This is a genomic window from Orrella sp. JC864 (genome assembly GCF_037026685.1).
Taxonomy (GTDB): domain Bacteria; phylum Pseudomonadota; class Gammaproteobacteria; order Burkholderiales; family Burkholderiaceae_B; genus Orrella.
On record NZ_JBANET010000020.1, the window covers coordinates 1 to 24536 of the forward strand.

Annotated in this window: 26 protein-coding genes; 10 read left to right on the forward strand and 16 right to left on the reverse strand. The window is 69.9% G+C overall.

Annotation, left to right across the window (positions count from 1 at the left end):
* Positions 1–581: 581 nt before the first annotated feature.
* A complete protein-coding gene (locus V8Z80_RS16500; RefSeq protein ID WP_155196332.1) occupies positions 582–1892 on the reverse strand; it encodes a type II toxin-antitoxin system HipA family toxin in 1311 nt (436 codons plus the stop codon).
* A 20-nt stretch (positions 1893–1912) separates the two neighbouring features.
* Positions 1913–2233 (reverse strand): helix-turn-helix domain-containing protein, encoded by a 321-nt coding sequence (locus V8Z80_RS16505; RefSeq protein WP_336062768.1) that lies wholly within the window; start codon positions 2231–2233, stop codon positions 1913–1915.
* 159 nt (positions 2234–2392) lie between these two features.
* Here V8Z80_RS16505 and V8Z80_RS16510 point away from each other — a divergent pair, with 159 nt between their 5' ends.
* From V8Z80_RS16510 to V8Z80_RS16530, 5 genes are all read left to right on the forward strand, one after another.
* On the forward strand, positions 2393–3175 hold the full coding sequence (locus tag V8Z80_RS16510) for a FadR/GntR family transcriptional regulator (protein WP_336062770.1): 783 nt from the start codon (positions 2393–2395) through the stop codon (positions 3173–3175).
* Positions 3165–4577, forward strand: a complete 1413-nt coding sequence (locus tag V8Z80_RS16515) for an FAD-binding oxidoreductase (RefSeq protein ID WP_155196329.1) — start codon at positions 3165–3167, stop codon at positions 4575–4577. The genes V8Z80_RS16510 and V8Z80_RS16515 overlap by 11 nt, the downstream gene beginning before the upstream one ends.
* Before the next feature lie 306 nt (positions 4578–4883).
* On the forward strand, positions 4884–6071 hold the full coding sequence (locus V8Z80_RS16520) for an NEW3 domain-containing protein (RefSeq protein WP_336062771.1): 1188 nt from the start codon (positions 4884–4886) through the stop codon (positions 6069–6071).
* Entirely contained in the window at positions 6068–7033 is a 966-nt protein-coding gene (locus V8Z80_RS16525; protein ID WP_336062772.1) for an ABC transporter ATP-binding protein, read from the forward strand. The genes V8Z80_RS16520 and V8Z80_RS16525 overlap by 4 nt, the downstream gene beginning before the upstream one ends.
* On the forward strand, positions 7020–7985 hold the full coding sequence (locus tag V8Z80_RS16530; RefSeq protein WP_336062773.1) for an ABC transporter permease: 966 nt from the start codon (positions 7020–7022) through the stop codon (positions 7983–7985). Before V8Z80_RS16525 ends, V8Z80_RS16530 begins: the two co-directional genes overlap by 14 nt.
* Before the next feature lie 29 nt (positions 7986–8014).
* Here V8Z80_RS16530 and V8Z80_RS16535 read toward each other — a convergent pair whose 3' ends face one another.
* Positions 8015–8719: a GntR family transcriptional regulator gene (locus tag V8Z80_RS16535; protein WP_155196325.1), complete on the reverse strand. Its 705-nt coding sequence runs from the start codon at positions 8717–8719 to the stop codon at positions 8015–8017.
* A gap of 17 nt (positions 8720–8736) precedes the next feature.
* Positions 8737–10470, reverse strand: coding sequence for an IlvD/Edd family dehydratase (locus V8Z80_RS16540; RefSeq protein WP_336062774.1), 1734 nt, complete (start codon positions 10468–10470; stop codon positions 8737–8739).
* A gap of 159 nt (positions 10471–10629) precedes the next feature.
* On the opposite strand from V8Z80_RS16540, the gene V8Z80_RS16545 reads away from it, so the two are divergent.
* The gene (locus tag V8Z80_RS16545; RefSeq protein WP_155196323.1) at positions 10630–11625 is read left to right on the forward strand and encodes a Bug family tripartite tricarboxylate transporter substrate binding protein; all 996 of its coding nucleotides are present in this window, start codon (positions 10630–10632) and stop codon (positions 11623–11625) included.
* Between the two features lie 57 nt (positions 11626–11682).
* On the opposite strand, the gene V8Z80_RS16550 is transcribed toward V8Z80_RS16545, so the two are convergent.
* Positions 11683–11850, reverse strand: coding sequence for an acyl-CoA dehydrogenase family protein (locus V8Z80_RS16550; RefSeq protein ID WP_336062775.1), 168 nt, complete (start codon positions 11848–11850; stop codon positions 11683–11685).
* A gap of 77 nt (positions 11851–11927) precedes the next feature.
* Here V8Z80_RS16550 and V8Z80_RS16555 point away from each other — a divergent pair, with 77 nt between their 5' ends.
* Both V8Z80_RS16555 and V8Z80_RS16560 read left to right on the forward strand, forming a co-directional pair.
* Positions 11928–12272 (forward strand): type II toxin-antitoxin system RelE/ParE family toxin, encoded by a 345-nt coding sequence (locus V8Z80_RS16555; RefSeq protein WP_155196318.1) that lies wholly within the window; start codon positions 11928–11930, stop codon positions 12270–12272.
* Positions 12269–12601 (forward strand): helix-turn-helix domain-containing protein, encoded by a 333-nt coding sequence (locus V8Z80_RS16560; protein WP_155196317.1) that lies wholly within the window; start codon positions 12269–12271, stop codon positions 12599–12601. Before V8Z80_RS16555 ends, V8Z80_RS16560 begins: the two co-directional genes overlap by 4 nt.
* Before the next feature lie 49 nt (positions 12602–12650).
* Here the strand turns inward: V8Z80_RS16560 and V8Z80_RS16565 are convergent, their stop codons facing one another.
* The 9 genes from V8Z80_RS16565 to V8Z80_RS16605 all read right to left on the reverse strand — a co-directional run bounded on the left by V8Z80_RS16565 (position 12651) and on the right by V8Z80_RS16605 (position 20413).
* Positions 12651–13709 carry an Ldh family oxidoreductase gene (locus tag V8Z80_RS16565; protein ID WP_336062776.1) on the reverse strand — a complete coding sequence of 353 codons (1059 nt, stop codon included), beginning with the start codon at positions 13707–13709 and terminating at the stop codon, positions 12651–12653.
* Between the two features lie 2 nt (positions 13710–13711).
* Positions 13712–15208 carry a DASS family sodium-coupled anion symporter gene (locus V8Z80_RS16570; protein WP_155196315.1) on the reverse strand — a complete coding sequence of 499 codons (1497 nt, stop codon included), beginning with the start codon at positions 15206–15208 and terminating at the stop codon, positions 13712–13714.
* A gap of 437 nt (positions 15209–15645) precedes the next feature.
* Positions 15646–16224, reverse strand: coding sequence for a nucleoid occlusion factor SlmA (gene slmA / locus V8Z80_RS16575; protein ID WP_155196314.1), 579 nt, complete (start codon positions 16222–16224; stop codon positions 15646–15648).
* A 68-nt stretch (positions 16225–16292) separates the two neighbouring features.
* The gene (locus tag V8Z80_RS16580) at positions 16293–17051 is read right to left on the reverse strand and encodes a pyrimidine 5'-nucleotidase (protein WP_336062777.1); all 759 of its coding nucleotides are present in this window, start codon (positions 17049–17051) and stop codon (positions 16293–16295) included.
* Positions 17051–17968, reverse strand: coding sequence for an acetylglutamate kinase (gene argB, locus V8Z80_RS16585; protein ID WP_155196306.1), 918 nt, complete (start codon positions 17966–17968; stop codon positions 17051–17053). The genes V8Z80_RS16580 and argB overlap by 1 nt, the downstream gene beginning before the upstream one ends.
* Before the next feature lie 100 nt (positions 17969–18068).
* Positions 18069–18560, reverse strand: coding sequence for a peroxiredoxin family protein (locus tag V8Z80_RS16590; RefSeq protein ID WP_155196305.1), 492 nt, complete (start codon positions 18558–18560; stop codon positions 18069–18071).
* A gap of 10 nt (positions 18561–18570) precedes the next feature.
* Positions 18571–19317, reverse strand: coding sequence for a BON domain-containing protein (locus V8Z80_RS16595; RefSeq protein ID WP_155196304.1), 747 nt, complete (start codon positions 19315–19317; stop codon positions 18571–18573).
* The gene (locus V8Z80_RS16600) at positions 19314–19907 is read right to left on the reverse strand and encodes a phosphoheptose isomerase (protein WP_155196303.1); all 594 of its coding nucleotides are present in this window, start codon (positions 19905–19907) and stop codon (positions 19314–19316) included. Before V8Z80_RS16600 ends, V8Z80_RS16595 begins: the two co-directional genes overlap by 4 nt.
* Before the next feature lie 8 nt (positions 19908–19915).
* Positions 19916–20413 (reverse strand): YraN family protein, encoded by a 498-nt coding sequence (locus V8Z80_RS16605; protein ID WP_336062779.1) that lies wholly within the window; start codon positions 20411–20413, stop codon positions 19916–19918.
* A gap of 65 nt (positions 20414–20478) precedes the next feature.
* Between V8Z80_RS16605 and rsmI the strand changes: the two genes are divergently transcribed.
* Together rsmI and acuI are read left to right on the forward strand one after the other, a co-directional pair.
* Positions 20479–21408, forward strand: coding sequence for a 16S rRNA (cytidine(1402)-2'-O)-methyltransferase (gene rsmI, locus V8Z80_RS16610; protein ID WP_336062780.1), 930 nt, complete (start codon positions 20479–20481; stop codon positions 21406–21408).
* A 224-nt stretch (positions 21409–21632) separates the two neighbouring features.
* The gene (gene acuI / locus V8Z80_RS16615) at positions 21633–22619 is read left to right on the forward strand and encodes an acrylyl-CoA reductase (NADPH) (protein ID WP_155196300.1); all 987 of its coding nucleotides are present in this window, start codon (positions 21633–21635) and stop codon (positions 22617–22619) included.
* A gap of 30 nt (positions 22620–22649) precedes the next feature.
* Here acuI and V8Z80_RS16620 read toward each other — a convergent pair whose 3' ends face one another.
* Positions 22650–23642 (reverse strand): septal ring lytic transglycosylase RlpA family protein, encoded by a 993-nt coding sequence (locus tag V8Z80_RS16620; protein WP_155196299.1) that lies wholly within the window; start codon positions 23640–23642, stop codon positions 22650–22652.
* Complete coding sequence (gene rapZ, locus V8Z80_RS16625; protein ID WP_442951991.1) at positions 23635–24534, reverse strand: RNase adapter RapZ; 900 nt, start codon at positions 24532–24534, stop codon at positions 23635–23637. The genes V8Z80_RS16620 and rapZ overlap by 8 nt, the downstream gene beginning before the upstream one ends.
* Positions 24535–24536: the final 2 nt, after the last annotated feature.

Below are 24536 nucleotides of genomic sequence, written 5' to 3' on the forward strand. Positions count from 1 at the left end.
GTGCGGCGCGGTTGCGCCGCGCCCGGCGCCAGAAATCGCCCGCCACCCCGCCCGGCCTCGGCGGACTGCGTAGTCTGGGTGTGTGTTGGCGCTGGGGCCGGAGTCGTTCTTGCCTGCTTGCCCCATGCCGGTTGAAAAGAGAAAGATCTTGCGGGGCCGCTCAAGCGGGGCGCGCAGGCGCCCCTTCTTTCGCATTCGACCGCCAAATTTGGGAGGTAGGGCAGCGGGGCAGGCCCGAAGATCTCGGGATTGCAAAAGACTCGGCATGCGTCAGCCCGAGGGCGCCGTAATCGGCCTGACACGCATCCCCCTGCGCCCCGCCCCTGAAATCTTCCGCCTGCCTCGTCGCCCCTACCCCTCAAAAGCGGCGGTCGAATGCGAAAGAAGGGGCGCCTGCGCGCCCCGCTTGAGCGGCACTGCAAAGTTTTTCTCTTTGAGCGATCGCCGCGCAACCGCGCCGCACGGCGACGGCATCGCCCGACGCCCCGACCGGCCACGGTGGCCGTCAGGCAGCGGTCTTTCCAAACAGGGGGGAGGGGCCGTCAGGCAGAGCGGTCTTTCCAAGCACGGGGAAGGCAGCATCAGCGGCCAGCCCGGCGGCGCCACTTCTCCCCCATTGCGCCCTGCTCGGCATGGCGCCACAACCGCTCCTTGTGTTCGGCCGGCAAATCCAGTTCCGCCAGCAAGGCTGGCCAGCGGGTCATGGCGGCCTCGACGGTGGCGTTGACCGTATCCTGCAGGCTGCGCTCGGGCACTTCCCACAGGTTGGACCAGATGCGCAGCACCAGGGGCCGCAGCTGGCGGTGCGGCCGTTCGCCCGGCACCAGCGCCAGGCCGTGGCCGGTGGTGCCCAGGTAGACGCTGTAGGCCACGATATCGTAGGCCGGCGAGAGGGCGGCCTGCTGCGGGGTTTCATACAGCAGCCCGAAGTTCTTCAGGTGCGCGTCGGGATTGCCCAGCAGCTCGTTGACGACGATGCGCCGCACCAGTTCGTGGATGTCCTGGCGGGGCCGCGCCGAGCGGGCCAGCAGCGCCGCGCCCAGCTCGGCGTAGCCCAGCGTGTATTTGCGCTCGGGCGGCGTGGCGGTGACCTGGGCGAAATCCTCGGCGTGGCGCCGTCCGTTGGGCGTGCGGGCGTCGCGGTCGTAGCGGTGCACCAGCAGGAAGCGCCGCGCGTCGGCGCGCAGTTCGAAAGGCAGGCGGTCGGCGATGGCCGACAGGGGCAGCAGCTCGTGTTCGCAGGTGGTCACCCCTGCCTCGCGCGCCAGCAGGAGCGAGGCATGTTCGACCTCGGGCAGGGCGGGGTAGTCGCCGGTAGGCAGCTTGCCGATGAAATGCGCGCCGTGCGCCTTCGAGCGCATGACGTAGCGGCCTCCCGGCTCGCGCACCAGCGCGACCTTGGGCTGCACGCCGGAGATCGATTCGCCTTGCGGCGTGGGAAGCTGCCCCGCGCTGAACTCGAAGCTGTCGTGGCCCTGGCCCAGCAGCCGGCCCATCTGCGCGGGGCTCAACTCCTCGGCCACGGCCTGCACGTTGCCGGGCAGGTCCAGGCCGCAGTAGGCCAGCAGCCCCAGGCTGTCGTCGGGCGCCAGCCTGGCCAGCTCGGTCAAATGGCGCCGCAAGCGGCCTTCGGGCAGCAAGTTTTCGAAAAAGGGCGGCAGGGCGCCGCGTCCGTCGCCGCGGTTGGCGGCCAGGGTGGGATCCAGCAGCTGGCGCGTGGTGGCCTGGGGCGTGCCGCCCTCGTAGGCTTGCGACAGGACCGGCCGCGCCGCTGGCGCAAGCAGCGCATAGGATTCGTCGAAGCGAAAATAGGTGCGGCCGTCGTCCAGGGCAAAGAGCGAGCCGACGTCGACCTCGCCCAGGCGGATGCGCAACGATCGCAGCAGCGGCATGACAGGGTCCTTGGCGGCGGTCAGGGGGCGTCCTTGCGGCGGCCGCGCAAGGCCAGGCCGGCCTCGCGGGTGCGGGCCAGCAGTGCGGACAGTTCGGTGGGGCGCTGGCGGGCGTCGCCCGATTGCAGGTCGGCCACCGCGCGCGGCGCGACGGTCAGGCTCAGGTCCAGGGCGTCGCAGACGGCCAGTACCGTGGACAGCCGGGCATTGCCCAGGCCGTTTTCCAGTTCGCGCAGCGTGACGCGGCTCAGGCCGGTACGCTCGCTCAATTGCGTGGCGCTCAAACCCTGTGCCAGGCGGGCCTGCCGCAAGGATGCGCCGATTTGGGCCAAGGTAGACATGGTAGATATAGGATCCATTTTTAAGATATGGATAGCATAGTTTCTATTATGATGGATATCAAACTATCCATATCATGAAAATGGCAATTATAATTTACGCTCTGACGGCAGGCGCACAACTTATCAGATAAGCAGAACAGTTTGCGTTACACTGGCGCGATGCGCACTCCCGTCCAGACTTTGACCGACCGTGTGGCCGGCACCTTGGCAGCCCGTATCGCCGCGGGCGAATATCCCCTGGCATCCAAGCTGCCGGCCGGACGGCTGCTGGCGGCCGAATTCGGCGTCAGTGCGGCGGTCATACGCGAGGCCACCGAACGCCTGCGCGCGCAGGGGCTGATAGAAAGCCGGCAGGGGGCCGGCTGCGTGGTGCGTTCGCGCACCGCGGCCAGCGGCTTCAGGGTGCCCGAGGCCCAGGGGCTGGGCCGCGCGGAATTGGCCGCGCTTTACGAACTGCGCATAGACCTGGAGAGCGCCACAGCGGCCTGGGCGGCCCTGCGGCGCACCACCGCCCAGGCCGACGGCCTGGCGCGCATCCTGGAGCAGCTCGAGCAGCACCTGCATCACCCCGACGAGGGCGCGCGCCACGACCTGGCCTTTCACGCGGCGATCGCCGCCGCCACCCATAACCCCTATTACCAAGGCCTGATCGGCTATCTCACCGTGCAGCTGAGCCAGGCCGTGGCCGCGGCCCGCCGCAATACCGCCAGCCAGGCCGGCCCGCAGGCGGCCGCGGCCGTGCATCGCGAGCATGTGGCCATCTACGAGGCCATCCGGGCCGGCGAGCCCGAACAGGCCCGCGCAGCAGCCAGCCGGCATCTGCGCGCGGCCCGCGCCCGGCTCGGGCTCGAAGGCCCGGCGCCCGGCGCGCAACCGCACCCATCCGGGCTTGCCGGCGCCTGGCTGGTCCTTTCTTCCAACGAGCGTACCCATGAGCAATAGCGATTTCCTTGCGCGCCTGGCCGAACGGCTGGGCGCCGATTGCGTGTTGAGCGACGAAGCCTCCAAGCAGCCCTACCTGGCCGATTGGCGTGGCCTCTACAAGGGCCAGGCCCTGGCCGTGCTGCGTCCGCGCACCGTCGAGCAGGTTTCCAAGGCCCTGGCGCTGTGCAGCGAGCACCGGGTGCCGGTCGTGCCGCGCGGGGGCAATACGGGCCTATGCGGCGGCGCCGCGCCCGACAGCGGCGCGGGCAATGTGGTGATCAGCCTGGAGCGCATGAACGCGGTGCGCAGCATCGATACCACGGCCAACACGCTGGTGGCCGAGGCCGGCTGCATCCTGGGCAACCTGCGCCGCGCCGCGCAGCAGGCCGGGCGTCTGCTGCCGCTGAGCCTGGCGGCCGAGGATTCCTGCCAGATCGGCGGCAACCTGGCCACCAACGCCGGCGGAGTCAACGTGGTGCGCTACGGCATGACGCGTGAACTGGTGCTGGGCATCGAGGCGGTGCTGCCCGGCGGCGAGATCTTCAACGGCCTGCGCACCCTGCGCAAGGACAACACGGGCTACGACCTCAAGCAACTGCTGATCGGCTCGGAGGGCACGCTGGGCATCATCACCGCCGCCGCGCTGCGTCTGTATCCGCGCGCCGACGTGCGGGCGGTGGTGCTGGCGGCGGTCGATTCGCCCGCCCAGGCGCTGGCGCTGTACGAGCTGCTGTTTGCGCAATGCGGGCCGCGGTTGCAGGCCTACGAGTTCTTCACCGGCGACTGCGTCGATCTCGTGCTGGCGCATGCCGAGGGCGTACAGGAGCCCTTCGCGCAGCGCCATCCGGGCTACGTGCTGGTGGAGCTGGCCGATACGGCCGACGAAGCGGCGCTCTCGGCCCTGCTCGAGGACGTCATCGGCCAGGCGCTGGAGCGCGAGCTGTGCCAGGACGCGGCCGTGTCGGCCTCGCTGGCGCAGTTGCAGGCCCTGTGGAAGCTGCGCGAGGAAATCTCCGAAGCCCAGCGCGCCGACGGACCGCACATCAAGCACGACGTCTCGCTGCCCATCGAGCATATCCCCGCCTTCATGGTCTCGGCCGAGCGCCGCATCCGGGCGCTGCACGCCGACATCCGGCCCTATGTGTTCGGGCATTTCGGCGACGGCAACCTGCACTACAACCTGTCGCGTCCGGCCGGCGCGCCCAGCGATTGGGCAGCCCGGCACGGCGAGGCCCTGACGGCCGAGGTGCTGGACGAGGTGGCGCGCTATGGCGGCAGCATCAGCGCCGAACATGGCATCGGCCAGCTCAAGCGCGAATACTTCCTCAAGCACAAGGACCCGCTCGAACTGAAGCTGATGCGCCAGATCAAGGCCTTGCTCGACCCGGCCGGCATCATGAACCCCGGCAAGCTGCTGTAGCCGGACCGGGGCCGGCAGCGCATAGCGGTCAAGCGCGATGCCGCATGGCGGCGGGTTTGTAATAGTTGAATCAAAAAGAAACCATAAGCCTCTATTTGTTTATTTCTGGCTGATTTTTATACAAAAGTTACTAAAGGAAACAATCGGCGCCTTCCCCGCCGGAACTTCGGCGGCGCCCAGCCTGACTCAGGCCTGGTGGCGTGCGCCTTGTCGCACGCCCGGGTTAATTGTGCGTGAACGCGAACCTGGCAGCTTGTTGGCTGGCTTTGCGGCAATGTTGGCAGGTTCATCTTCGACGGACCTGCCATGCAAAAACAAGTCAAGCTTCTTGCGGCCGTCACGGCCTTTCTTGTTCTTTTCCTTGCCGCATCCGCGGCCGGGCCGGCACGCGCCCAGGCCGCGGCCGACGAGGTGCGCGGCCTTTACCTGCTTACCGACTATCCGGCGTTGACGGTCCAGGCCGGCACCACGGCGACCGTGTCCCTGCGCCTGCGCAACTACGGCCTGCCGCCCGCGCGCCTGGGCTTGCGGGTGGACGGCGTGCCGCAGGGCTGGAAGGCTGCGGTGCTGGGCGGCGGCCAGCCGGTGGCCGCCGCGATGCCGGCCACCGGAGAAAGCGTGCCGTTGCAGTTGCGCCTGGAGATCCCCGAGGATGCGGCGGCCCAGCGCCATACGCTGCGCGTGGTGGCCGAAGGGGATGGGCGCCAGGTGTCGCTGCCCATCGAGGTCGCGTTGGCCGAGGAACTGCCCGCCCGGCTGGCGCTCGAGGCCAGCCTGCCGGCGCTCAAGGGCGGGGCTTCCACGACCTTCGACTATTCGCTGACCCTGCGCAACGATAGCGGGCGCGACCTGATGGTCAGCCTGGACGCGCAGGCGCCGCGGTATTTCCGCACCGAGTTCAACGAGGGCTACGGCAGCCAGCAGATCAGTTCCGTGCCCATCGAGGCCGGCCAGTCCAAGGACATCCGGCTGCGGCTGCACCCGCCCTCGAACGCCGAGCCGGGCGACTACGAGGTCAAGGTCGCGGCCGTGGCCGAAGGCCTGCAGGCGCAGGCCGACCTGGCGCTGCAGATCGTGGGCCAGCCCACGCTGCAGGTCAGCGGGCGCGACGGGCTGATGAGCGCGCGGGCCCAGGCCGACCGGGCCACCACCGTGCCGGTGCTGATCCGCAACACCGGGGCGGCGCCGGCCGAAGGGGTGCAGCTCTCCAGCACCGCGCCCTCGGGCTGGTCCGTGACCTTCGAGCCCGAGCGGATCGAGCGCATCGCCGCCGGCGAGCAGGCCGAGGTGCAGGCCAGCATCACGCCCTCGGCGCGGTCGCTGGCGGGCGACTACATGGCCAGCATCAGCGCCCGTTCGCAAGGGCACTCGGCCTCGGGCGATTTCCGCATCACGGTGGTCACCTCCAGTACCTGGGGCATCATCGGCGTGGCCGTCATCGCCATCGCGGTGCTGATCCTGGTGGGGGCCGTTGCGAGGTTCGGACGGCGATGAACGCACCTGTCATCCAAGCGCGCGGGCTGACGAAGCGCTACGGGCAGGCGGCCGCGGTCGACGGCATCGATTTCACGATCGGCGCCGGCGAGATCTTCGGCCTGCTCGGGCCCAACGGCGCGGGCAAGACCACGACCATCCTCATGCTGCTGGGCCTGACCGAGGTGTCGGCCGGCCAAGTGCGGCTGCTGGGCATGGACCCGCAGCGCCAGCCTCTGGCCGTCAAGCGGCAGGTCGGCTACATGCCCGATGCCGTGGGTTTCTACGACTCGCTCAGCGCCCGCGAGAACCTCAGCTATACGGCGCGGCTGCTGGGGCTGGACAGCGCCGAGCGCCGCCGGCGCATCGACGCGGCGCTGGCCCGCGTCCGGCTGCTGGACGTGGCGCAGCGGCCGGTGGCGACGTATTCGCGCGGCATGCGCCAGCGGCTGGGCCTGGCCGAGATCGTCGTCAAGCAGGCGCGCGTGGCCATCCTGGACGAGCCGACGTCGGGACTGGATCCGCAGTCCACCGAGGAATTCCTGGGATTGATCCAGGACCTCAAGCGCGACGGGGTCACGGTGCTGCTGTCGTCCCACCTGCTGGACCACATGCAGCGGATCTGCGACCGCGTGGCGCTGTTTCGCGGCGGGCGCATCGCCTTGATGGGCAGCGTGCCGGAGCTTGCGCGCCAGGTCCTGGGCGGCGGTTTCTCGCTGGACGTGCAGGCCTCGGGCGCCGACCTGGCCCCGCATTTGCGCGCCGTGCCGGGCGTGCGGGACGTGCAGGCCGTGGCGCCGGGGCGCTACCGGCTGCTGGCCGAGGACGACGTGCGTGCGGCCGCCGCCCGCGCCGTGGTGCAGGCCGGCGGCGAGCTATACGAGCTTGCGCTCGAGCGTCCCAGCCTGGATGCGATCTACAACCGTTATTTCGCGACGGCCGATGCAGGCCGGCACAAGGAGTCAGCCCATGAGCAAACGTGAAGGCTCGCCCTGGACCGGCGTGGGCGTCATCGCGCTGAAGGAGGCCGCCGACCACCTGTCGGGCGCGCGCATGCGCGTGCTGGCCTGGCTGATCGCGCTGACCGCGGCCGCGGCCCTGTACGGCGCGCTGCGGGACATCCGCGCCAACACGTCCGAGGATCCCTTCGTCTTCCTGAAGCTGTTCACCCTGGCGCAGGACCCCATGCCTTCGTTCGCGGCCATGCTGGGCTTCCTGGTCCCGCTGCTGGCCATCGGGCTGGGGTTCGACGCGATCAACGGCGAATACAGCCGGCGCACGCTCAGCCGCATACTCTCGCAGCCGGTCTATCGCGATGCGCTGCTGCTGGGCAAGTTCGTGGCCGCGCTCGGCACCCTGGCGCTGTTCCTGCTTTGCCTGTGGCTGATCGTGATGGGCAGCGGCCTGCTGATGCTGGGCGTGGCGCCCGGCCTCGAAGAGCTGGCGCGGTCCCTGCTGTTCCTGGGCGTGGCCCTGGCCTACGCGGCCGTCTGGCTGGCGTTGGCCATGCTGCTGTCCACCCTGCTGCGCGCGCCGGCCACTTCGGCGCTGGTTGCGCTGGGGCTGTGGCTGTTCCTGACCCTGCTCTGGCCCCTGCTGGCCGGCGCCCTGGCCAACGCCATCGCGCCGCCGGATCTGATGGCGCAGGTGCTGGGCCGGCCGAGCCTGCAGACCCTGCAGTGGACGCAGGCGTTGCAACGCCTGTCGCCCAACCAGCTGTTCAACGAGGCCATGGTGGTGCTGCTCAGCCCCGGCACGCGTACCCTGGGGCCGGTGTTCCTGGACCAGCTGCAAGGCGCGCTGATGGGAGCGCCCCTGGCGCTGGGCCAGAGCCTGCGCATCATCTGGGCCCAGGGGGTGGGGTTGCTGGCCGCGGCCATCCTGCTGTTTACCGCCGCCTACGTGAGCTTCCAGCGCCAGGAGGTGCGGGCCTAGCGCGGGCGGGCACCGCGGGGCCGAAGGCGCTAGCCGCCTTCGGCCAGGTGCCGGTTGGCCGCCAGGTAGCCGTCGCGCGAAGGCGTCAGGTGCTCGCGGCACAGCGCCACCAGCATGTCGCGCCGGCCCTCGCGCAAGGCCTCGATCATCTGCCAGTGCTCGTGCTGCGAGCGGCTGCGGTAGTCCGCCGAGACCAGCGTGCTGAAGCGGATGGGGTGGGTCTGGCGCGCGTATTCCTGGATGGCCTTTTGCAGCACCGTGTTCTCGCACAGCCCGAACAGCGTCTGGTGGAACTCGATGTTGGTGCGAAACACCAGCCTGGGGTCCTCGGCGCGCACGGCGGCATCGTGGCGGCGCTGCACCTCGATCAGGCGCTGCAGGTCGGCGGGCGCCGGCGGGCAGGGCACCTGGCGGGCCGCTTCGGTCTCGAGCAGCTCGCGCACCGCGTACAGTTCCATGACTTCGCGTGTGGTGTACAGGCGCACCTCGGCGCCGACGTTCTTGCGCCGCTCGACCAGGCCCAGGCGCGCCAGCTCGGCCAGCACCTCGCGCACCAGGTGGCGCTTCAGGCCGAAGCGCTGCATCAGCTCGTCCTCGGTCAGCCGCTCGCGCGGATGCAGGCGGTTGAGCACGATGTCCTCTTCCAGCGCCGCCACCGCGCTGGCCAGGTCGTACGCGGCGCCGGCGCCATGCGTGGAGCCGGGGGCCAGGGGCGTTGCGGCAAGCGTGCTCATGAAGGGAAACGGACAGGTCAGCGGGAGCCTGGAATTTTCCCGTTATTTTTGTCCGACCGCAAAAAGTCGAAATCCACGCCCTGGTCGGCCTGGGTGACGCTTTGCAGGAACAGCTTGCGGTAGCCGCGCGGCGCGCTGGGGCGGCTGACGGGCTGGGCGGCGCGGCGCCGCGCCAGCTCGGCCTCGTCCACCAGCAAGCTGATTTCGCGCCGCGCCACGCTCAGGCGGATGCGGTCGCCGTTCTGCACGTAGGCCAGCGGCCCGCCCACGGCCGCCTCGGGCGTGACGTGCAGCACGATGGTGCCGGCGGCCGTGCCGCTCATGCGCCCGTCGGAGATGCGCACCATGTCCTTGACGCCGGCGCGGGCCAGCTTGCGCGGGATGGGCAGGTAACCGGCCTCGGGCATGCCCGGCGCGCCCGTGGGGCCGATGTTCTTGAGCACCAGCACGTCCTCGGGCCGCACGTCCAGGTCCGGATCGTCGATGCGGCGCGCCATGTCCTCGGCGTTCTCGAACACCACGGCGCGGCCCTCGTGCTCCATCAGCGCGGGCGCGGCGGCCGATTGCTTGATGATGGCCCCGCCCGGGGCCAGGTTGCCGTGCAGCACGGCGATGCCGCCTTGCGGGTAGATCGGGTCGGCCACGCTGCGGATCACCGTTTGCGGGAAAGCCGGAGCGGCGGCATCCAGCTCTTGGCCCAGCGTGCGCCCGGTGACGGTCAGCGCGTCCAGGCGCAGCAGCGGCCGCAGTTCGCGCAGCAAGGCGGGCACGCCGCCGGCCTTGTGCAGGTCTTCCATGTAGTGCTGGCCCGAGGGCTTCAGGTCCACCAGCACCGGCGTCTCGCGGCTCATGCGGTCCAACTGCGCCAGGTCGATGTCGAAACCCAGGCGTCCGGCCACGGCCGTCATGTGAACCACGCCATTGGTCGAGCCGCCGATGGCCAGCAGCACACGCAGCGCGTTCTCGAAAGCGGCCGGCGTCATGATGCGGTCGGGGGTCAGGCGATCCTTGGCCATCCGCACGGCGGTCACGCCCGTTTGCTCGGCATAGCGCATGCGGTCGGCGGTCACCGCGGGCGGGCTGGCCGCGCCGGGCAGCATCATGCCCAGCGCCTCGGTCATGCAGGCCATGGTGCTGGCCGTGCCCATCACCGAGCAGGTGCCCACGCTGGCCACCAGCTGGTTGTTGACGTCGGCGATCTCGGCATCGTCGATCTCGTCGGCGCGGTACTTGCCCCAGAAGCGGCGGCAGTCGGTACAGGCGCCCACCCGCTCGCTGCGATGCGAGCCGGTCAGCATCGAGCCGGTCACCAGCTGGATGGCCGGCACGCCGGCCGAGGCCGCACCCATCAGCTGGGCGGGCACCGTCTTGTCGCAGCCGCCGATCAGCACCACCGCGTCCATGGGCTGGGCGCGGATCATCTCCTCGGTGTCCATGGACATCAGGTTGCGCAGGTACATGCTGGTCGGGTGCGAGAAGCTTTCGTGCACCGAGATGGTGGGAAAGGGCATGGGCAGGCCGCCGGCCATCAGTACGCCGCGGCTCACGGCCTCTATCAGCTGCGGTGCGTTGCCGTGGCAGGGGTTGTAGGCGCTGCCGGTGTTGACGATGCCCACCACCGGGCGGTCCAGCGCGTCGTCGGTGTAGCCGGCGCCCTTGATGAACGCTTTGCGCAAGAACAGCGAGAAGCCGGCATCGCCGTAGTTGGTCAGGCCTTTGCGCAGGCCGCTCTTGGAGTCGTCTTGGCTCATGATGTCACCGGAAAAGCGGAGGCCGGCGTGCCGGCAGATTATCGATAATCAAGTTGACAATGTTATCACCCATTCCTATGATGGGCGCGAATGCGTGCCGGGCAAGCCGGCCGGACGGCTGCGTCCGCATAAAGGCGCGATAACAAGGAGGCTTTACCCATGTCGTTCTCTCTCCGTTCCTGTGGCATGCGCGCAGCAGGCGCTTTGCTGGCCGCAGGGCTTGCCCTGGGCGCTGCGCCCGCCGCCCTTGCTGCCTATCCCGACAAGCCGATCCGCATGATCGTGCCCTATCCGCCCGGCGGCGCCACCGACGTCATCGGCCGCGTGCTCGGGCAGGCCCTGGGCGAATCGCTGGGGCAGACCATCGTGGTCGAGAACCGCGGCGGGGCGGCCGGCAACATCGGCGCGGCGGCGGTGGCCACCTCCGCCCCCGACGGCTATACGCTGCTCATGGGCGCGCTGACCAGCCATTCCATCAACTCGGCGCTCTATGGCCAGCAGGTTTCCTACGACCTGGAAAAAAGCTTCGCGCCCATCGCCATCGTCGGCCGCGTGCCCCTGGTGTTCGTGGTCAACAAGTCGGTGCCCGCGCAAAACCTCAAGGAGCTGATCGACCTGGCCAAGTCCAAGCCGGGCGAACTGACCTACGCCTCGGCCGGCAACGGCTCGCCCCAGCACATGGCCGGCGAGCTGTTCAAGGTGACGGCGGGCGTGGACATGCTGCACGTGCCTTATCGCGGCAGCGGCCCGGCCATGACCGACCTGATCGGCGGCCAGGTGCTGACCATGATCGAAACCGTGCCGGCGGCCCAGCCCCACATCCTGGGTGACAAGCTGCGCGCCCTGGCCGTGGCCTCGCCCCAGCGCGTGACCACCCTGCCCGACGTGCCCACCGCCGCCGAGGCCGGCCTGGCCGATTTCGAGGTCAGCTCCATGTTCGGCATCATGGCGCCGGCCGGCACGCCGGCCGAAGCCGTGGAAAAGCTCAGCGCCGCGCTCAAGGACATCCTGGCGCGCCCGGCCATCCAGGACGCGCTGCTCAAGCAGGGCGCCATCGCCGAATACAAGTCGCCCGAAGACACCGGCAAGGAAGTGGCCACCGAAGTGGCCAAGTGGAAGGCCCTGATCGAGAAGGCGAACATCAAGCCCGAGTAAGCAGGGCGCGATCCGGTACTGCACAAGGCACCGCCCCGGCAGGGCGGTGCCTTTTTTTCATGCGTACAGTTCGAACACGCGGCGGGCCAGCGCGCTCTTGAGGACCTCTTCGGGGCCTTCGGTGATCATCATGCTGCGCTGGTCGCGCCAGAACTTCTCGACAGGCAGCTCCTTGGTCAGGCCTGCGCCGCCATGGATTTGCAGGCAGCGGCGACGGACCGGCAAAGCCGGCCAAGCCCTGCTTGGCCGGGGCCTTTACGGTGCTGCAGGTGTCCGTATAAAATTTTATACGGAAAGGGTTCATGGAACTCGAAAAGGAGATTCGCTGGGTCGGGTCTGCCTATGATGATCTGGTGTGTTTTCCCGAAGCCCCGCGCCGGGAGGCCGGCTTCCAGTTGAGCAAGGTGCAGGCGGGCCTGGAGCCGGAGGATTGGAAGCCTTTCGATGACGTGGGTGCCGGCACGCGGGAAATCCGCATTCGAGACACCAGTGGCATCTTCCGGGTGATGTACGTCGCCAAGTTCGAGGAAGCCATCTATGTTCTGCACTGCTTCCGGAAGAAGGCGCAGACGACTAGCCAGCGGGACAAGGAAATTGCCACGGCGCGCTACCGCGCCGTGGCGAAGGCAAGAAGGGCCAAGCCATGAAGATCGATACCGAGATTCGCCGCATCACGAAACCAGGCGCGAACCTGTTCCTCGAACTGGGATTCCCGGCCGACGAAGCCGCACGGCTGCAAGCTGCTTCGCGGCGGCAGATCAACGACACGCGGTTGCTAAAGGAACAGCTGATGTCGGAACTTGCCGAGTGGATGGCCCGGCATCACTTGAAGCAGGCGCAGGCCGCGCAGGTCCTGATGGTGTCACGCCCGCGCGTGTCCGACGTGGTCAACAGGAAGACGGCGAAGTTCACCTTGGACGCCCTGGTGGAGATGATGAGCCGGATCGGCAAGCCGGTGCGGCTGGCGATCGGCTGAACCGGGCGGCCATGTCGGGGACGCATGCCGCCCACGCCGGGCAGGCATCCTAGCCCGGCATCGCCACCCCCAGTTCGCGCCCCAGTCCGGCCAACCCGGCCCAGATGCCCGGCTCGTAGCTCACATGCGTGGCGTGGCGCGCCCGGTTGCCGGCTTCGAATTCGCCCGGGTACTGCACCCGTTCCACACCCGGCTGGGGCGGGCAGCTTTGCAGGTAGTCCAGGAAGGCGTCCACCTCGTGCGTGCCCCAGGCCGCGCCGCACAGCGCCTGCGGATCGAGCACGATGGCGAACATGTTGTTGGTGGCGCTGTTGCCGCGCGGATGCTCGGGCTGGATGGTGCCGCCGCCGGAAAGCACGCCGGCCAGCAGTTCGGCCACCAGGCCTAGCGCATAGCCCTTGTGGCCGCCGAAGGGCAGCAGGGCGCCGGGCGGGTCGGCGAACAGATCGGCGGCGCGGGTGGTGGGCAGCCCTTGCGCATCGATCATGGAACCCTCGGGCGCCGGCAGCCCCTGGGCGGCCAGCACGCGCGCCTTGTTGGCGGCGATGGCGCTGGTGGCCATGTCCACCACCAGGGGCGCACGCCCGCCCGGCAGGGGCCCGGCAAAGCACAGCGGGTTGGTGGTCAGGCGCGCCTGGGCGCCGCCATAGGGCGCGACGGTCGGGGCGCGGTTGATGACGTTGGTGAAGGCCAGCAGCACCAGGCCGGCCTGCGCCGCCATTTCGCCATAGTGCCCCATGCGGCCCAGGTGATGGCTGTGGCGCAGCGTCAGCAGGCACAGCGCCTGCTCGCGGGCCCGGGCGATGGCCGCCTCGACCACCACCTTGCCCACGTGCTGGCCGAAGCCGTGGCGGCCGTCGTAGGCCAGCAGCGGCCCCTGGTCCTTGAGCAGCGCGGGGCGGCCGTCGGCCGCCAGCAGGCCCTTGCCCAGCACGCGGTGGTAGCTGGGCAGGATGGACAGGCCGTGGCTGGCATAGCCGACGCGGTCCGATTCGACCAGGTGCTGCGCGACGTCGGCGGCGATGTCGCCGGGCACGCCTTGCGCGGCCAGCAGCTGCCGGCCCAGCGCGATGGCCTGGTCGATTTCGAGGGTGACGGCTTCGTTCATGTCTACATCCATCCCAGCCAGCGCCAATAGGTGGCGCCCATCAGCAGCATCAGCAGGTAGCCGGCGATCGTGATCACGATGCCGACCTTGGCGAATTGCCGCGCGTTGAAGGTTTCCGTGCCCATGCACACCATGTTTTGCGGCGCGTTGATGGGCAGGATAAAGCCGAAGCTCACTGCAAAGCCCAGCAGCATGGTCATGCCCACGGCGTTGATGTCCCCCGGCAGCGTCTGCAGCACCGAGATCAGGATGGGCAGCATGGCCGAGGTCAGCGCCGTGGCGCTGGCAAAGCCCAGGTGGATCAGGATCAGGAAGGCGGTGAGCACGGCCAGCACGGCCAGCGGGCCCAGCACGTCCAGCCCGGTGCGGGTGACCACCTGGCTGCCCAGCCATTGGCCGGCCTGCGTGGTCAGCAGCGCCGTGCCCAGGCTGATGCCTACGCCGAACACGATGATCGTGCCCCAGGGAATGCGGCTTTGCACGTCCTTCCAGGTCATCACGCCGATGCGCGGCAGCATCAGCACCACCAGTCCGGCATAGGTGGTCGAAGTGGTATCGAAACGGTGCAGCTTGCCCTCGGTGGCCCACAGCGCCAACAGGCCGATCATCACGATCATCAGGCGCTTTTGCGCGGGCGTGGTGGGGCCCAGGTCGGCCAGCGAGCGCTCGACCGCTTCCTTGCCCCCGGCGATGCTGTCCGATTCGGGAGGCAGCATCTTCAGCACCAGGACCAGCAGCACTGCGGACATGATGACCGCCCAGGGCACGCCGGCCACCAGCCAGTCGGACCAGGTGACCCGTTCGCCCAGCATTTTCTCCATGAAGCCGACCGTCAGCAGGTTCTGTGCGGCGGCGGTCTGGATGCCGACGTTCCAGATGCTGGTGCCCTGGGCCACGACGATCATCAGGCCGGCGGCGATGTTCGAGCGTTTCTCGACGCCGAAGGCCGCGATCACGCCCATCATGATGGGCACCACGCAGGCGCTGCGCGCGGTGGCGCTGGGCACCAGCAGGCTCAGCACCACGATGACGGCGGTGGCGCCCAGCAGCGCCCGGCGCGTGGTGGTGCCCACGCGCGAGAGCGTGACCAGGGCGATGCGCTTGTCCAGCCCGGTGTGGGTCATGGCCGCGGCGATGAACAGGGCGCCGGCTACCAGCGCCAGCGCGCTGTTGGAAAAGCCGCTGAGCGCCATGCCGATGGCGGCCGAGGTGCCATAGGCCAGGCCCGGGTCGGCCAGCGTGGGCGCCGTGCCTATCAGGAAGGCCATGAGCGCGGTGATCATGATGGCGCTGGCCTCGTAGGAGACCGCTTCGGTGATCCAGATGACCACGGCGAAGGCCAGGATGGCCAGCATGCGCTGGCCGGCGACCGGCAGCTCGGCCGGCAGCGGCAGCAAGAGGACCGCGACAAGGGCCGCCAGGGCGGCGAACAGTCCGACAGGCAGGCGTACGCGCTCTGGCGTCGGTTTGGGGGCGGGGGCTGCGGCTAGCGAGTTCAAGCAAGGCTCCTGTACAAGGTGATACACAGGGCGGACATGCCGTCCTCTACAGGGCACGAAGCATTGCGGCCGCTCCTGCCTGCATTGTGTCCCGCATGGCCTCGATCGCGCCTTGACGCAGATCTAGCGCCGCGGAAAAAAGCCCCCACGCTGCGCCTTCGGCTTGCTGCCCCCCGAGGGGGCCGTTTTTGCCTTGGGGCGGCCCTGCGGCAAAAAAGCCCCCACGCTGCGCCTTCGGCTTGCTGCCCCCCGAGGGGGCCGTTTTTGCCTTGGGGCGGCCCTGCGGCAAAAAAGCCCCCACGCTGCGCCTTCGGCTTGCTGCCCCCCGAGGGGGGCCGTTTTTGCCTTGGGGCGGCCCTGCGGCAAAAAAGCCCCCACGCTGCGCCTTCGGCTTGCTGCCTCCCCGCGCAGGCCGCGGACGCGCCAGGCCGGCGCCGTCAGGGCGCCAGGATATGGCGCAGATGCGTTTCCGTATGCGCGGTGGGCGCCACCCGCCAGCCGCTTTGCGCATAGCGCAGCCAGCTGCCCAGCACGAAATGGGTCAGCAGGCTGCCGTAGGCGGCAGCGTCGGTGTCGGGCGGCAGCTCGCCGTCATTGACGGCGGTGCGTATGCATTGCTTGAACGACGCCTCGATGCGGTCGTTGACATGGTTGATGCGGTCCAGCAGCCGGTGATCCTCGGTAACGAGCGCATCGCCCGTCAGCACCCGCGTCATGCCCCGGTTGCGCTCGGAGAACGACAGCAGCATGCGCGCGATGCCGCGCGCCTGGCCCAGGCCGTGCTGCTCGACCACGGTGATCTGGTTGATCAGCGTGAAGATGCTGGTCTCGATGAACTCGATCAGTCCCTCGAACATCTGGGCCTTGCTGGCGAAATGGCGGTACAGCGCCGCCTCGGAAATGCGCATGCGGGCGGCCAGCGCGGCAGTGGTGATGCGCGCGGCGCGCGGCTGCTCGAGCATTTCTGCGAGCGTCTGCAAGATCTGGGTCCGTCGTTCTCCGGGTTTGCTGGCCATGGCGATGCTGGAGATCCTGTGGAAGCGGAGCGGCGCCCGCGCGCTGCGGCGCCGCGCCGGCGGCGCGGTCAGCGCCGGCGCACGGGGCGGCGCTGTTGCAGCAGGTGTTCGACCGAGTTTACCCGCAAGTCGACGTAATCTGCGCGCCCCCGGTGCAGCTTGGCGAACGGCGTGCCGGGGTGAAAAACGTGCACCGTGCGGATCCCTGCCGCGCGCGCGCCGCGCAGGTTGCACAGGGTGTCCTCGACCAGCACCGCGCGCGAGGCGGGGATGCCTTCACGCGCCAGCACGTAGCGCATCAGCGCCACCGAGGGCTTGGGCCGGAAGGTGCCGTGGATGCGCATCTGCTCGATGGCCCAGATGCTGTCGAAGGCCCGCAGGGCTTTCAGGTGCTTGAGCACGGCGCGGGCATAGTCCAGCGGGGCGTTGGTGACCAGCACCTTGCGTCCGGGCAGGCGGGCCAGCATGCGGGCCAGCCCCTTGGGCGCGCGCACCAGCGGGCCGACCTCGAAATCGTGGCTGAGCGCCAGGAACTCGCGCACGTCCACGCCGTGGTGGCGGTGCATGCCGATGACGGTGGCGCCGTAGCGGTGCCAGTACTTGGCGCGCAGGCGGTTGGCCTCGTCCTGGTCCACGCCCAGCGTACGCGCCACGGCCGCCGTCATGCCCACGTTGATGTGCGAGAAGATGGCGTGCGAGGTATTGTGCAGCGTGTTGTCCAGGTCGAACAGCCACACCGGGTGCGCCCGGTCAGCCGGACTCAGTTCCTGGCGGGTGCGCAGCCGGCGCACCGGCGGGCCGTGCAGCCGGCGCGGATCTGCAGCCATCAGCGCGACCGGATCATCGTGCCCACGCCCTGGTTGGTCAGGATCTCGAGCAGCAGGCAGTGCGGCACGCGGCCATCGACGATGTGCACGGAGTTCACGCCGTTCTTGGCCGCGTCCAGCGCCGAGGAGATCTTGGGCAGCATGCCGCCGGAGATCGTACCGTCGGCGAACAGGCTGTCCACGCTCTGCGCGGTCAGGCCGGTGAGCAGCTTGCCGTCCTTGTCCAGCACGCCGGGCGTGTTGGTCATCATCACGAGTTTCTCGGCGCCCAGGACCTCGGCCATCTTGCCCGCCACCACGTCGGCGTTGATGTTGTAGGCCTGGCCGTCCTCGCCGTAGCCGATCGGGGAGATGACCGGGATGAACTGGTCGTCCTGCAGCGCCTTGACCACGGCCGGCTCGATGCGCACCACGTCGCCCACGAAACCGATGTCCAGCTTCTGGCCGGGGTGCTCGCGGTCGTCCATCATCTTGCGCTCGGCCAGGATCAGCGCGCCGTCCTTGCCCGTCAGGCCGACCGCCTTGCCGCCGGCCTCGTTGATCATCATGACGATGTCCTGCTGCACCTGGCCGCCCAGGACCCACTCGACCACTTCCATGGTGTCGGCGTCGGTCACGCGCATGCCCTGCAGGAAGGTGCCCTGCTTGCCCACGCGGCGCAGCGCCGCGTCGATCTGCGGGCCGCCGCCGTGCACCACCACCGGGTTCAGGCCGACCAGCTTGAGCAGCACCACGTCGTGGGCGAAGCTGCGCTGCAGGCGCTCTTCGGTCATGGCGTTGCCGCCGTACTTGACCACGACGGTCTTGCCGTGGAAACGGCGGATATAGGGCAGGGCTTCGGACAATACGCCGGCCTTGATGGCGGGCGAGAGCGCGTTCAGGGATTCGGCAAGGGCGGCGTCTTCGGCGGAACTCATGGTGGCGGCTAACCTGGCTGTCTGGCTTGGCGGGCGCGGCCCCCACGGGCCGCGGCGAGCGGAAATTGTAGCTTGGCGCGCGCCGCGGCGAGCGCCGCGCTTAGCCGGCCAGGGCTTTTTCCAGGGCGGCGTGGAATTCGCCCTTGTCGTATTCGCCCAGGTAGCGCTTGACGATGCGCCCTTGCCTGTCGATCAGGAAGGCGGTGGGCGTGAGTCTGACGTCGCCGAAGGCGCGCGCGATCTCGCCCTTGGAATCCAGCACCACCTTGAACGGCAGCTCGCGCGTCTGCGCGAAATTGAGCACGTAGTTGGGCGGGTCGTAGTCCATGGCCACCGCGATGGTCTCGAAGCCCCGCTCGTGATAGCGCCGGTAGTTCTCGATGGTGTCGGGCATCTGCTTGATGCAGGTGACGCAGCTGGTGGCCCAGAACTTGACCAGCACCACCTTGCCTTCGAGCCCCTGCATGCTCAGCGGCTCGCCGGCGATGGTGGTCATGGCCACGGCGGGCGCTTGCGGCGCCGGGGTCCATACGAACCAGGCGCCCAGCGCGAGGACGATGGCGGCGGCCAGGCCGAGCAGGAGTTTTTTCATGGGGCCGCGCCTACTGGATGGGCATGACTTCGACGTTGGCGCCGCTGCTGCTGCCGCTGCCGGCCGGCGCCTGGTCGTTGCCCGGGGTGGTGATGGGGGCGGCCTTCTTCTGCGGCTCGGGGTTCTTGCCGGCCTCGAGCAGGGCGCGCTCTTCCTCGGGCGACATGATCTCGAACAGCTTGACCACGCGCTGCACGCCGCTGACGTTGGCCGCCGCCGCGGCGGCGTAGTCGCCTTCCAGGCGCGTGACCTTGCCCATCAGGTAGACGGTGCCGCGGTGGGTGGTGACCACGATGGTGCGCGAGGGCACCCCGCGCGTGTTGACCAGGGCGGCGCGCACCTTGGAGTTGACCCAGATGTCGTTGCGCACGATGTCGCCCGTGGCCACCGGGCCCACGGTGAGCTGGTTGACCACGCGGCTGACGTTCTCGACCTTGCCGGCCAGGGTGCCGGCCTGCTGCTTGCTGGCTTCGTCGGCGATGTCGCCCACCAGCAGCACCACGGTCTGGTAGACCGCCGCGCTGACCTTGGCCTTGTCGCCGAAGTGGCGGCGCATGTTGCTCTCGACCTTGAGCGCGATGTTCTGGTCTTCGAGCTGCACGCCGGCGGTGCGCCGGTCGGTGGCCACCAGCGCCGTGCCCCCGGCCGCCGCGCCCACGACCACCGGCGCGCAGGCCGACAGCGTGGCGGCGGCCGCCGCCAGCAAGGCGGCCAGCAGCAAGGAGCGGGCGGCGGTCCGGCGCGGGAAAGCGGTCATGCGGTGTCTCCTAGCAATAGGGCGTCGATGCCGTCGCACAAGGCGTGCAGCAGCAGGATATGGACTTCCTGGATGCGCATGGTTCGGTCATGCGGCACGCACAGGTGGATATCGTCGGGCCCGAGCAGATCGTTGAAGGCGCCGCCGCCCTTGCCCGACAGCGCGATGACGCGCATGTCGCGTTCGTGCGCCGCTTCGATGGACAGGGCGACGTTGGCGGAGTTCCCGCTGGTCGAGATCGCCACCAGCACGTCGCCGGGCTGGCCCAGCGCCAGCACCTGCCGCTCGAATACGTGCTCGTAGCCGTAGTCGTTGCCCACCGCCGTCAGGATGGAGGTGTCGGTGTTCAGCGCGATGCCGGGCAGCGGCAAGCGTTCGCGCTCGAAGCGCCCGACCAGTTCGGCGACGAAATGCTGGGCGTCGGCGGCCGAGCCGCCGTTGCCGCAGGCCAGGATCTTGCCGTTGTTGGCCAAGGTGGTGAACAGCAGTTCCACACCCTGGGCCAGCGGCTCGGCCAGGGCCCGGCCGCTTTCCTGCAGGACGGCGGCCGAATCGTTGAAATGCGCGGTCATGCGCGAGGTCATATCCATGCGCGCGATTATCTCACGGCCTCGAAAGCGGCGCGTATCCAGGTGATGCCGCCCGGGCCGGCGGCCACCACGTCGAAGCGGCAGGCCGGCGTGCGCGCGCCCCAGTGCCGCAGGGCCAGCTGAGGCAGGAAGAAGGCCGCAGCGCGGGCCAGCCGCTCCTGCTTGGCGGCGGCCACGCTGGCCGCCGCGCCGCCGTAGCGGTCGCTGGCGCGGTGGCGTACCTCGACGAAGACCAGTACGTCGCCTTCGCGCATGACCAGGTCGATCTCGCCGGCGCGGCAGCGCAGGTTGCGCGCCAGCGGCTGCAGCCCCGCCCGGCACAGCAGGCGCAGGGCCTGGTCTTCGCTGGCGCGGCCCTGGCGCTGGGCCGGCGTGGGCGGCCTGGCCGGCGGCGTCGGGCCGCCTGCCGCCCGGGTACGGCCGGCCGCCCGCGCGCGCCGGCGCAGGGCCTTGCGCTGGGCCTCGCGCGCGGCGCGCCAGGCGTGCAGATCGTCCGGTGGGGGCATGGGCGTGCGTGCCAAACCATTACACTGGCAGCATCGCCCACCGACCTTCCCCCAGCAAGTCCCCCATGAACCAAAAAGTCCAGTCCGCCGAGCCCGCCTGGCGCCGCGTGGCCGAGCGCGTGGCCGAGCAGCATTGGCCCGAGGGCGCGCTCTATGTCGTGGCCACGCCCATCGGCAACCTGGGCGACCTGGGCCTGCGCGCCTGGCAGGCGCTGCTGCGCGCGGACGTGATCGCCGCCGAGGACACCCGCGCCAGCCGCGTCCTGATGGACGCCTGGGGCATCTCCACGCCGCTGATGGCCGCGCACCGGCACAACGAGGCGCAGGCCGCCCAGGCCATCGTCGAGCGGCTGGCGCAAGGGCAGCGTGTTGCGCTGGTATCGGATGCGGGCGCGCCGGCCGTCAGCGACCCGGGCGCGCGCATCGTGCGCGCCGTGCGCGAGGCCGGCCGCCCGGTGGTCCCGGTGCCCGGGCCCAGCGCGGTGGTCGCCGCCCTGATGGGCAGCGGCGTCACCAGCGACGAGAATCCCGCCTTCGCCTTCGCGGGCTTTCCCCCCGCCAAGGCGGCCGCGCGCCAGCGTTGGCTGCGGCAATGGTGCGCCCTGCCGGCGCCGGTGCTCATCTACGAATCCCCGCATCGCCTGGCGGCCACCCTGGACGGCCTGGCCGAAATCGCCGGGCCCCAGCGCCGCCTGACGGTAGCGCGGGAGCTGACCAAGCGCTTCGAAGAGATCGACACCATCGAACTGGGGCAGGCCCGCCAGTGGCTGGCGGCCGCGCCGCAGCGCGGGCAGGGCGAATTCGTGCTGATCGTGCACGAGGCGCCCGCGCCCGAGGCCGCCGACGGGCAATCCGTGCCCCCCGAGACCGAGGCCTTGCTCGAGGCCTTGCTGGAAACCGTCTCGGTGCGCGATGCCGCGCGGGTGGCCGCGCGGGTCAGCGGGCTGCCGCGCGACCTGCTGTACGCCTGGGCCCTGGCCCGCAAGCCGGCCTGAAGCGGGCCGGCGGCGCGGGCAGTCCGGGCCGCCGGCGCCAGGCGGGCATCCGCCCTCCCATCGTCGCCGGGCGGGATTGAATTTTCTAACAGACCGGTCTATTCTTGGCGCTGCGAGAAGACCGCGGGAGCGGGTTCATCGGCGCATCCCGCGCAGCCTTGCCCGGCCGCGGCGGCTGGCCGATGTCTTCATGACTCTGAACGGATCCAAAGGAAGGGAGACGGATGTTCAAAGCGATACTGCTTAGCCAGCAAGACGGCCGTACCCACGCCGAAGTGACGGAACTGGACGATGCGCAGCTGCCGTCCGGCAACGTCACGGTGGACGTGGCCTACTCCACCATCAACTACAAGGATGGCCTGGCCATCACGGGCCAGGGGCCGGTGGTGCGGCAGTGGCCCATGGTGCCGGGCATCGATTTCGCCGGCACCGTCAGCCAAAGCGATGATCCGCGCTTCAGCCCCGGCCAGCAGGTGCTGCTGAACGGCTGGGGCGTGGGCGAGACGCACTGGGGCGGGCTGGCGCAGCGCGCGCGCGTGCCGGGCGACTATCTCATCGCGCTGCCCGAGGGCCTGAGCCCGCGCGCGGCGATGGGCATCGGCACGGCCGGCTACACGGCGATGCTGTCGGTGCAGGCCTTGCAGCAGGCGGGGCTGGCGCCGGGCGACGGCGAGGTGCTGGTGACCGGCGCCAACGGCGGGGTGGGCAGCTTTGCCGTCGCCATCCTGGCGCGGCTGGGCTATCGCGTGGCGGCCAGCACCGGCCGCCCGCAGGCGGCGCAGCGGCTGCGGGACCTGGGCGCATCCGAGATCATCGACCGCGCCACGCTGTCCGAGAAAGGCAAGCCGCTGCAGAAGGAGCGCTGGGCCGGCGCGGTGGACAGCGTGGGCGGGCACACGCTGGCCAATATCTGCGCCAGCCTGCGCTACGGCGGCGTGGTCACGGCCTGCGGCCTGGCGCAAAGCATGGATCTTCCGGCCTCGGTGGCGCCGTTCATCCTGCGCGGCGTCAGCCTGCTGGGCATCGACAGCGTCAGGGCTGCGCGCGAGCGCCGCGAGGCAGCCTGGCAGGCCCTGGCCCGCACGCTGGAGCAGCCGCTGATAGACCGCATCGCCGCCCGCGAAGTCGGGCTGGCGCAGGCCATCGAAGCGGGCCAAGACATCCTGCGCGGCACGGTCCAGGGGCGGGTGATCGTCGATCCGAACCGCTGAGCGCGGCCGGGAAACCGGCGGCGCCGGCCCCTAATGCCCGAAGGCCAGCGCCGGCTGCACGCCGGTACGGTCGGCCACCATTTGCAGGGCGCTTTCCGCCGCGGCGCGATCCGGATAGGGGCCGATGCGCACGCGGTACCAGCGGTCTACCTGCTGCACGGTGACGGCGGGCGTCTCGCCGGGCTGGAAGGCGCTGTTGACGCGACCGGCCAGCGCCTGCGCGTTGCCCGGTTCGCCGAAGGCGCCCAACTGCAGGAAATAGGCGCCGGCCACGGGCGCGGCCGCAAAGGATGCCGGTGCGGGCGGCGGCGGCAGCGGGCGAGGCGCCGCGGGCGGGGGCAGGGGCGCGGGCGCCTGCGCGGGTTCGCGCAGCGCCACCGGCTGCGCGGCCGGCGCCTGTTGCGGCGGGACGGCGGGCGCGCCGGCGGCGATGCGCCGGATCTCGTCGGGCATGATGCGCTCGACGATGACCTCGTCGCTGCCCGGGCCCAGGATGCCCAGCTTGTGGGCCGCCACGTACGACAGGTCGATGATGCGATTGCTGTGGAAGGGCCCGCGGTCGTTCACGCGCAGCACGACCGTCTTGCCGGTGGCCACCCGGGTGACGCGCACGTAGCTGGGAATGGGCAGCGTGGGATGCGCGGCCGTCATGGCGTACATGTCGTAGCGCTCGCCGTTGGAGGTGGGGTTGCCGTGGAACTTCTTGCCGTACCACGAGGCCACGCCGCGCGCTCGGTAGGGCTGGCCGCTGGTGTCGGGCACGTAGCGCTTGCCGAAGATCACATAGGGACGGTTCGGTCCGCTGGCCAGCGGCTCGATGCGCGGCACGGCGTCGGGCACCCTGTCCAGGTTGGACGGGGGCCTTGCGGGCGGGCCGTCGTCCTTGTAGTAGCCGCCGCCGCGCGTGCCGGTCTTGGGCGCCGAGCCGCAAGCGGCCAGCAGCAGTATCAGCGCCAGCACGGCCAGGCGGCAGAGCCAGGCCGGCAGGGGCAAAAACCAGGCTGGCGCGACCCTGTCAAGCATGCTCGTCGGGCAGCTGGTTGCGGTGGCGCACCAGCAGCGGCTGATGATCGGCGAAGCGCCTGGCCAGCTCCTCGACCACGTACACCGAGCGATGCTGGCCGCCCGTGCAGCCGATGGCCACCGTCAGGTAGCTGCGGGTGTCCTGGATATAGCGCGGCAGCCACTTGCGGATGAAAGCGGTGATGTCGTCGATCATCTGGCCGACCTGCTCGAAGCCGGCCAGCCACTTGGCCACGGGTTCGTCGCGCCCGGTCAGCGGCCGCAGGTTGCTGTCGTAGTGCGGGTTGGGCAGGCAGCGCACGTCGAACACCAGGTCCGCATCGCGCGGCACGCCGCGCTTGTAGGCGAACGACTGGAAGGTCAGCACCAGCGGCCGCCGGTCGGCCTGCACCAGGTCCCGCACCCAGGCGCGCAACTGCCCCGGCGTCAGTTCGGAGGTGTCGATGACGTGTTCCTGCTCGCGCAGCGGCGCCAGCAGCTCGCGCTCGCGCGCGATGCATTCCTTGAGCGACGGCCTGGCGCCGCCGGGCAGGTCCAGGCGGTCGGTCAGCGGGTGGCGCCGGCGCGATTCGGAGTAGCGCTGCACCAGCGTCTCGGTGTTGGCGTCCAGGAAGATCACGCGCAGGTGGGTGCCCATGCCGCGCAAGGCGGTGATCACGTCGGGCAGCTCGGCCAGCTCGCCCGGCGAGCGCACGTCGATGGCCACCGCCACGCGGCCCAGGTTGCTTTCGCGCGCGTTGGCGATGAATTCCTGCAGAAAGCGCACCGGCAGGTTGTCGATGCAGGTAAAGCCGGAATCTTCGAGCAGGCGCAGCGCGACGGACTTGCCCGAGCCGGAGATGCCGGTCAGCAGCACGACGTTCAGCGGGGGGGCGATGTCCTCTTCTTGCACGG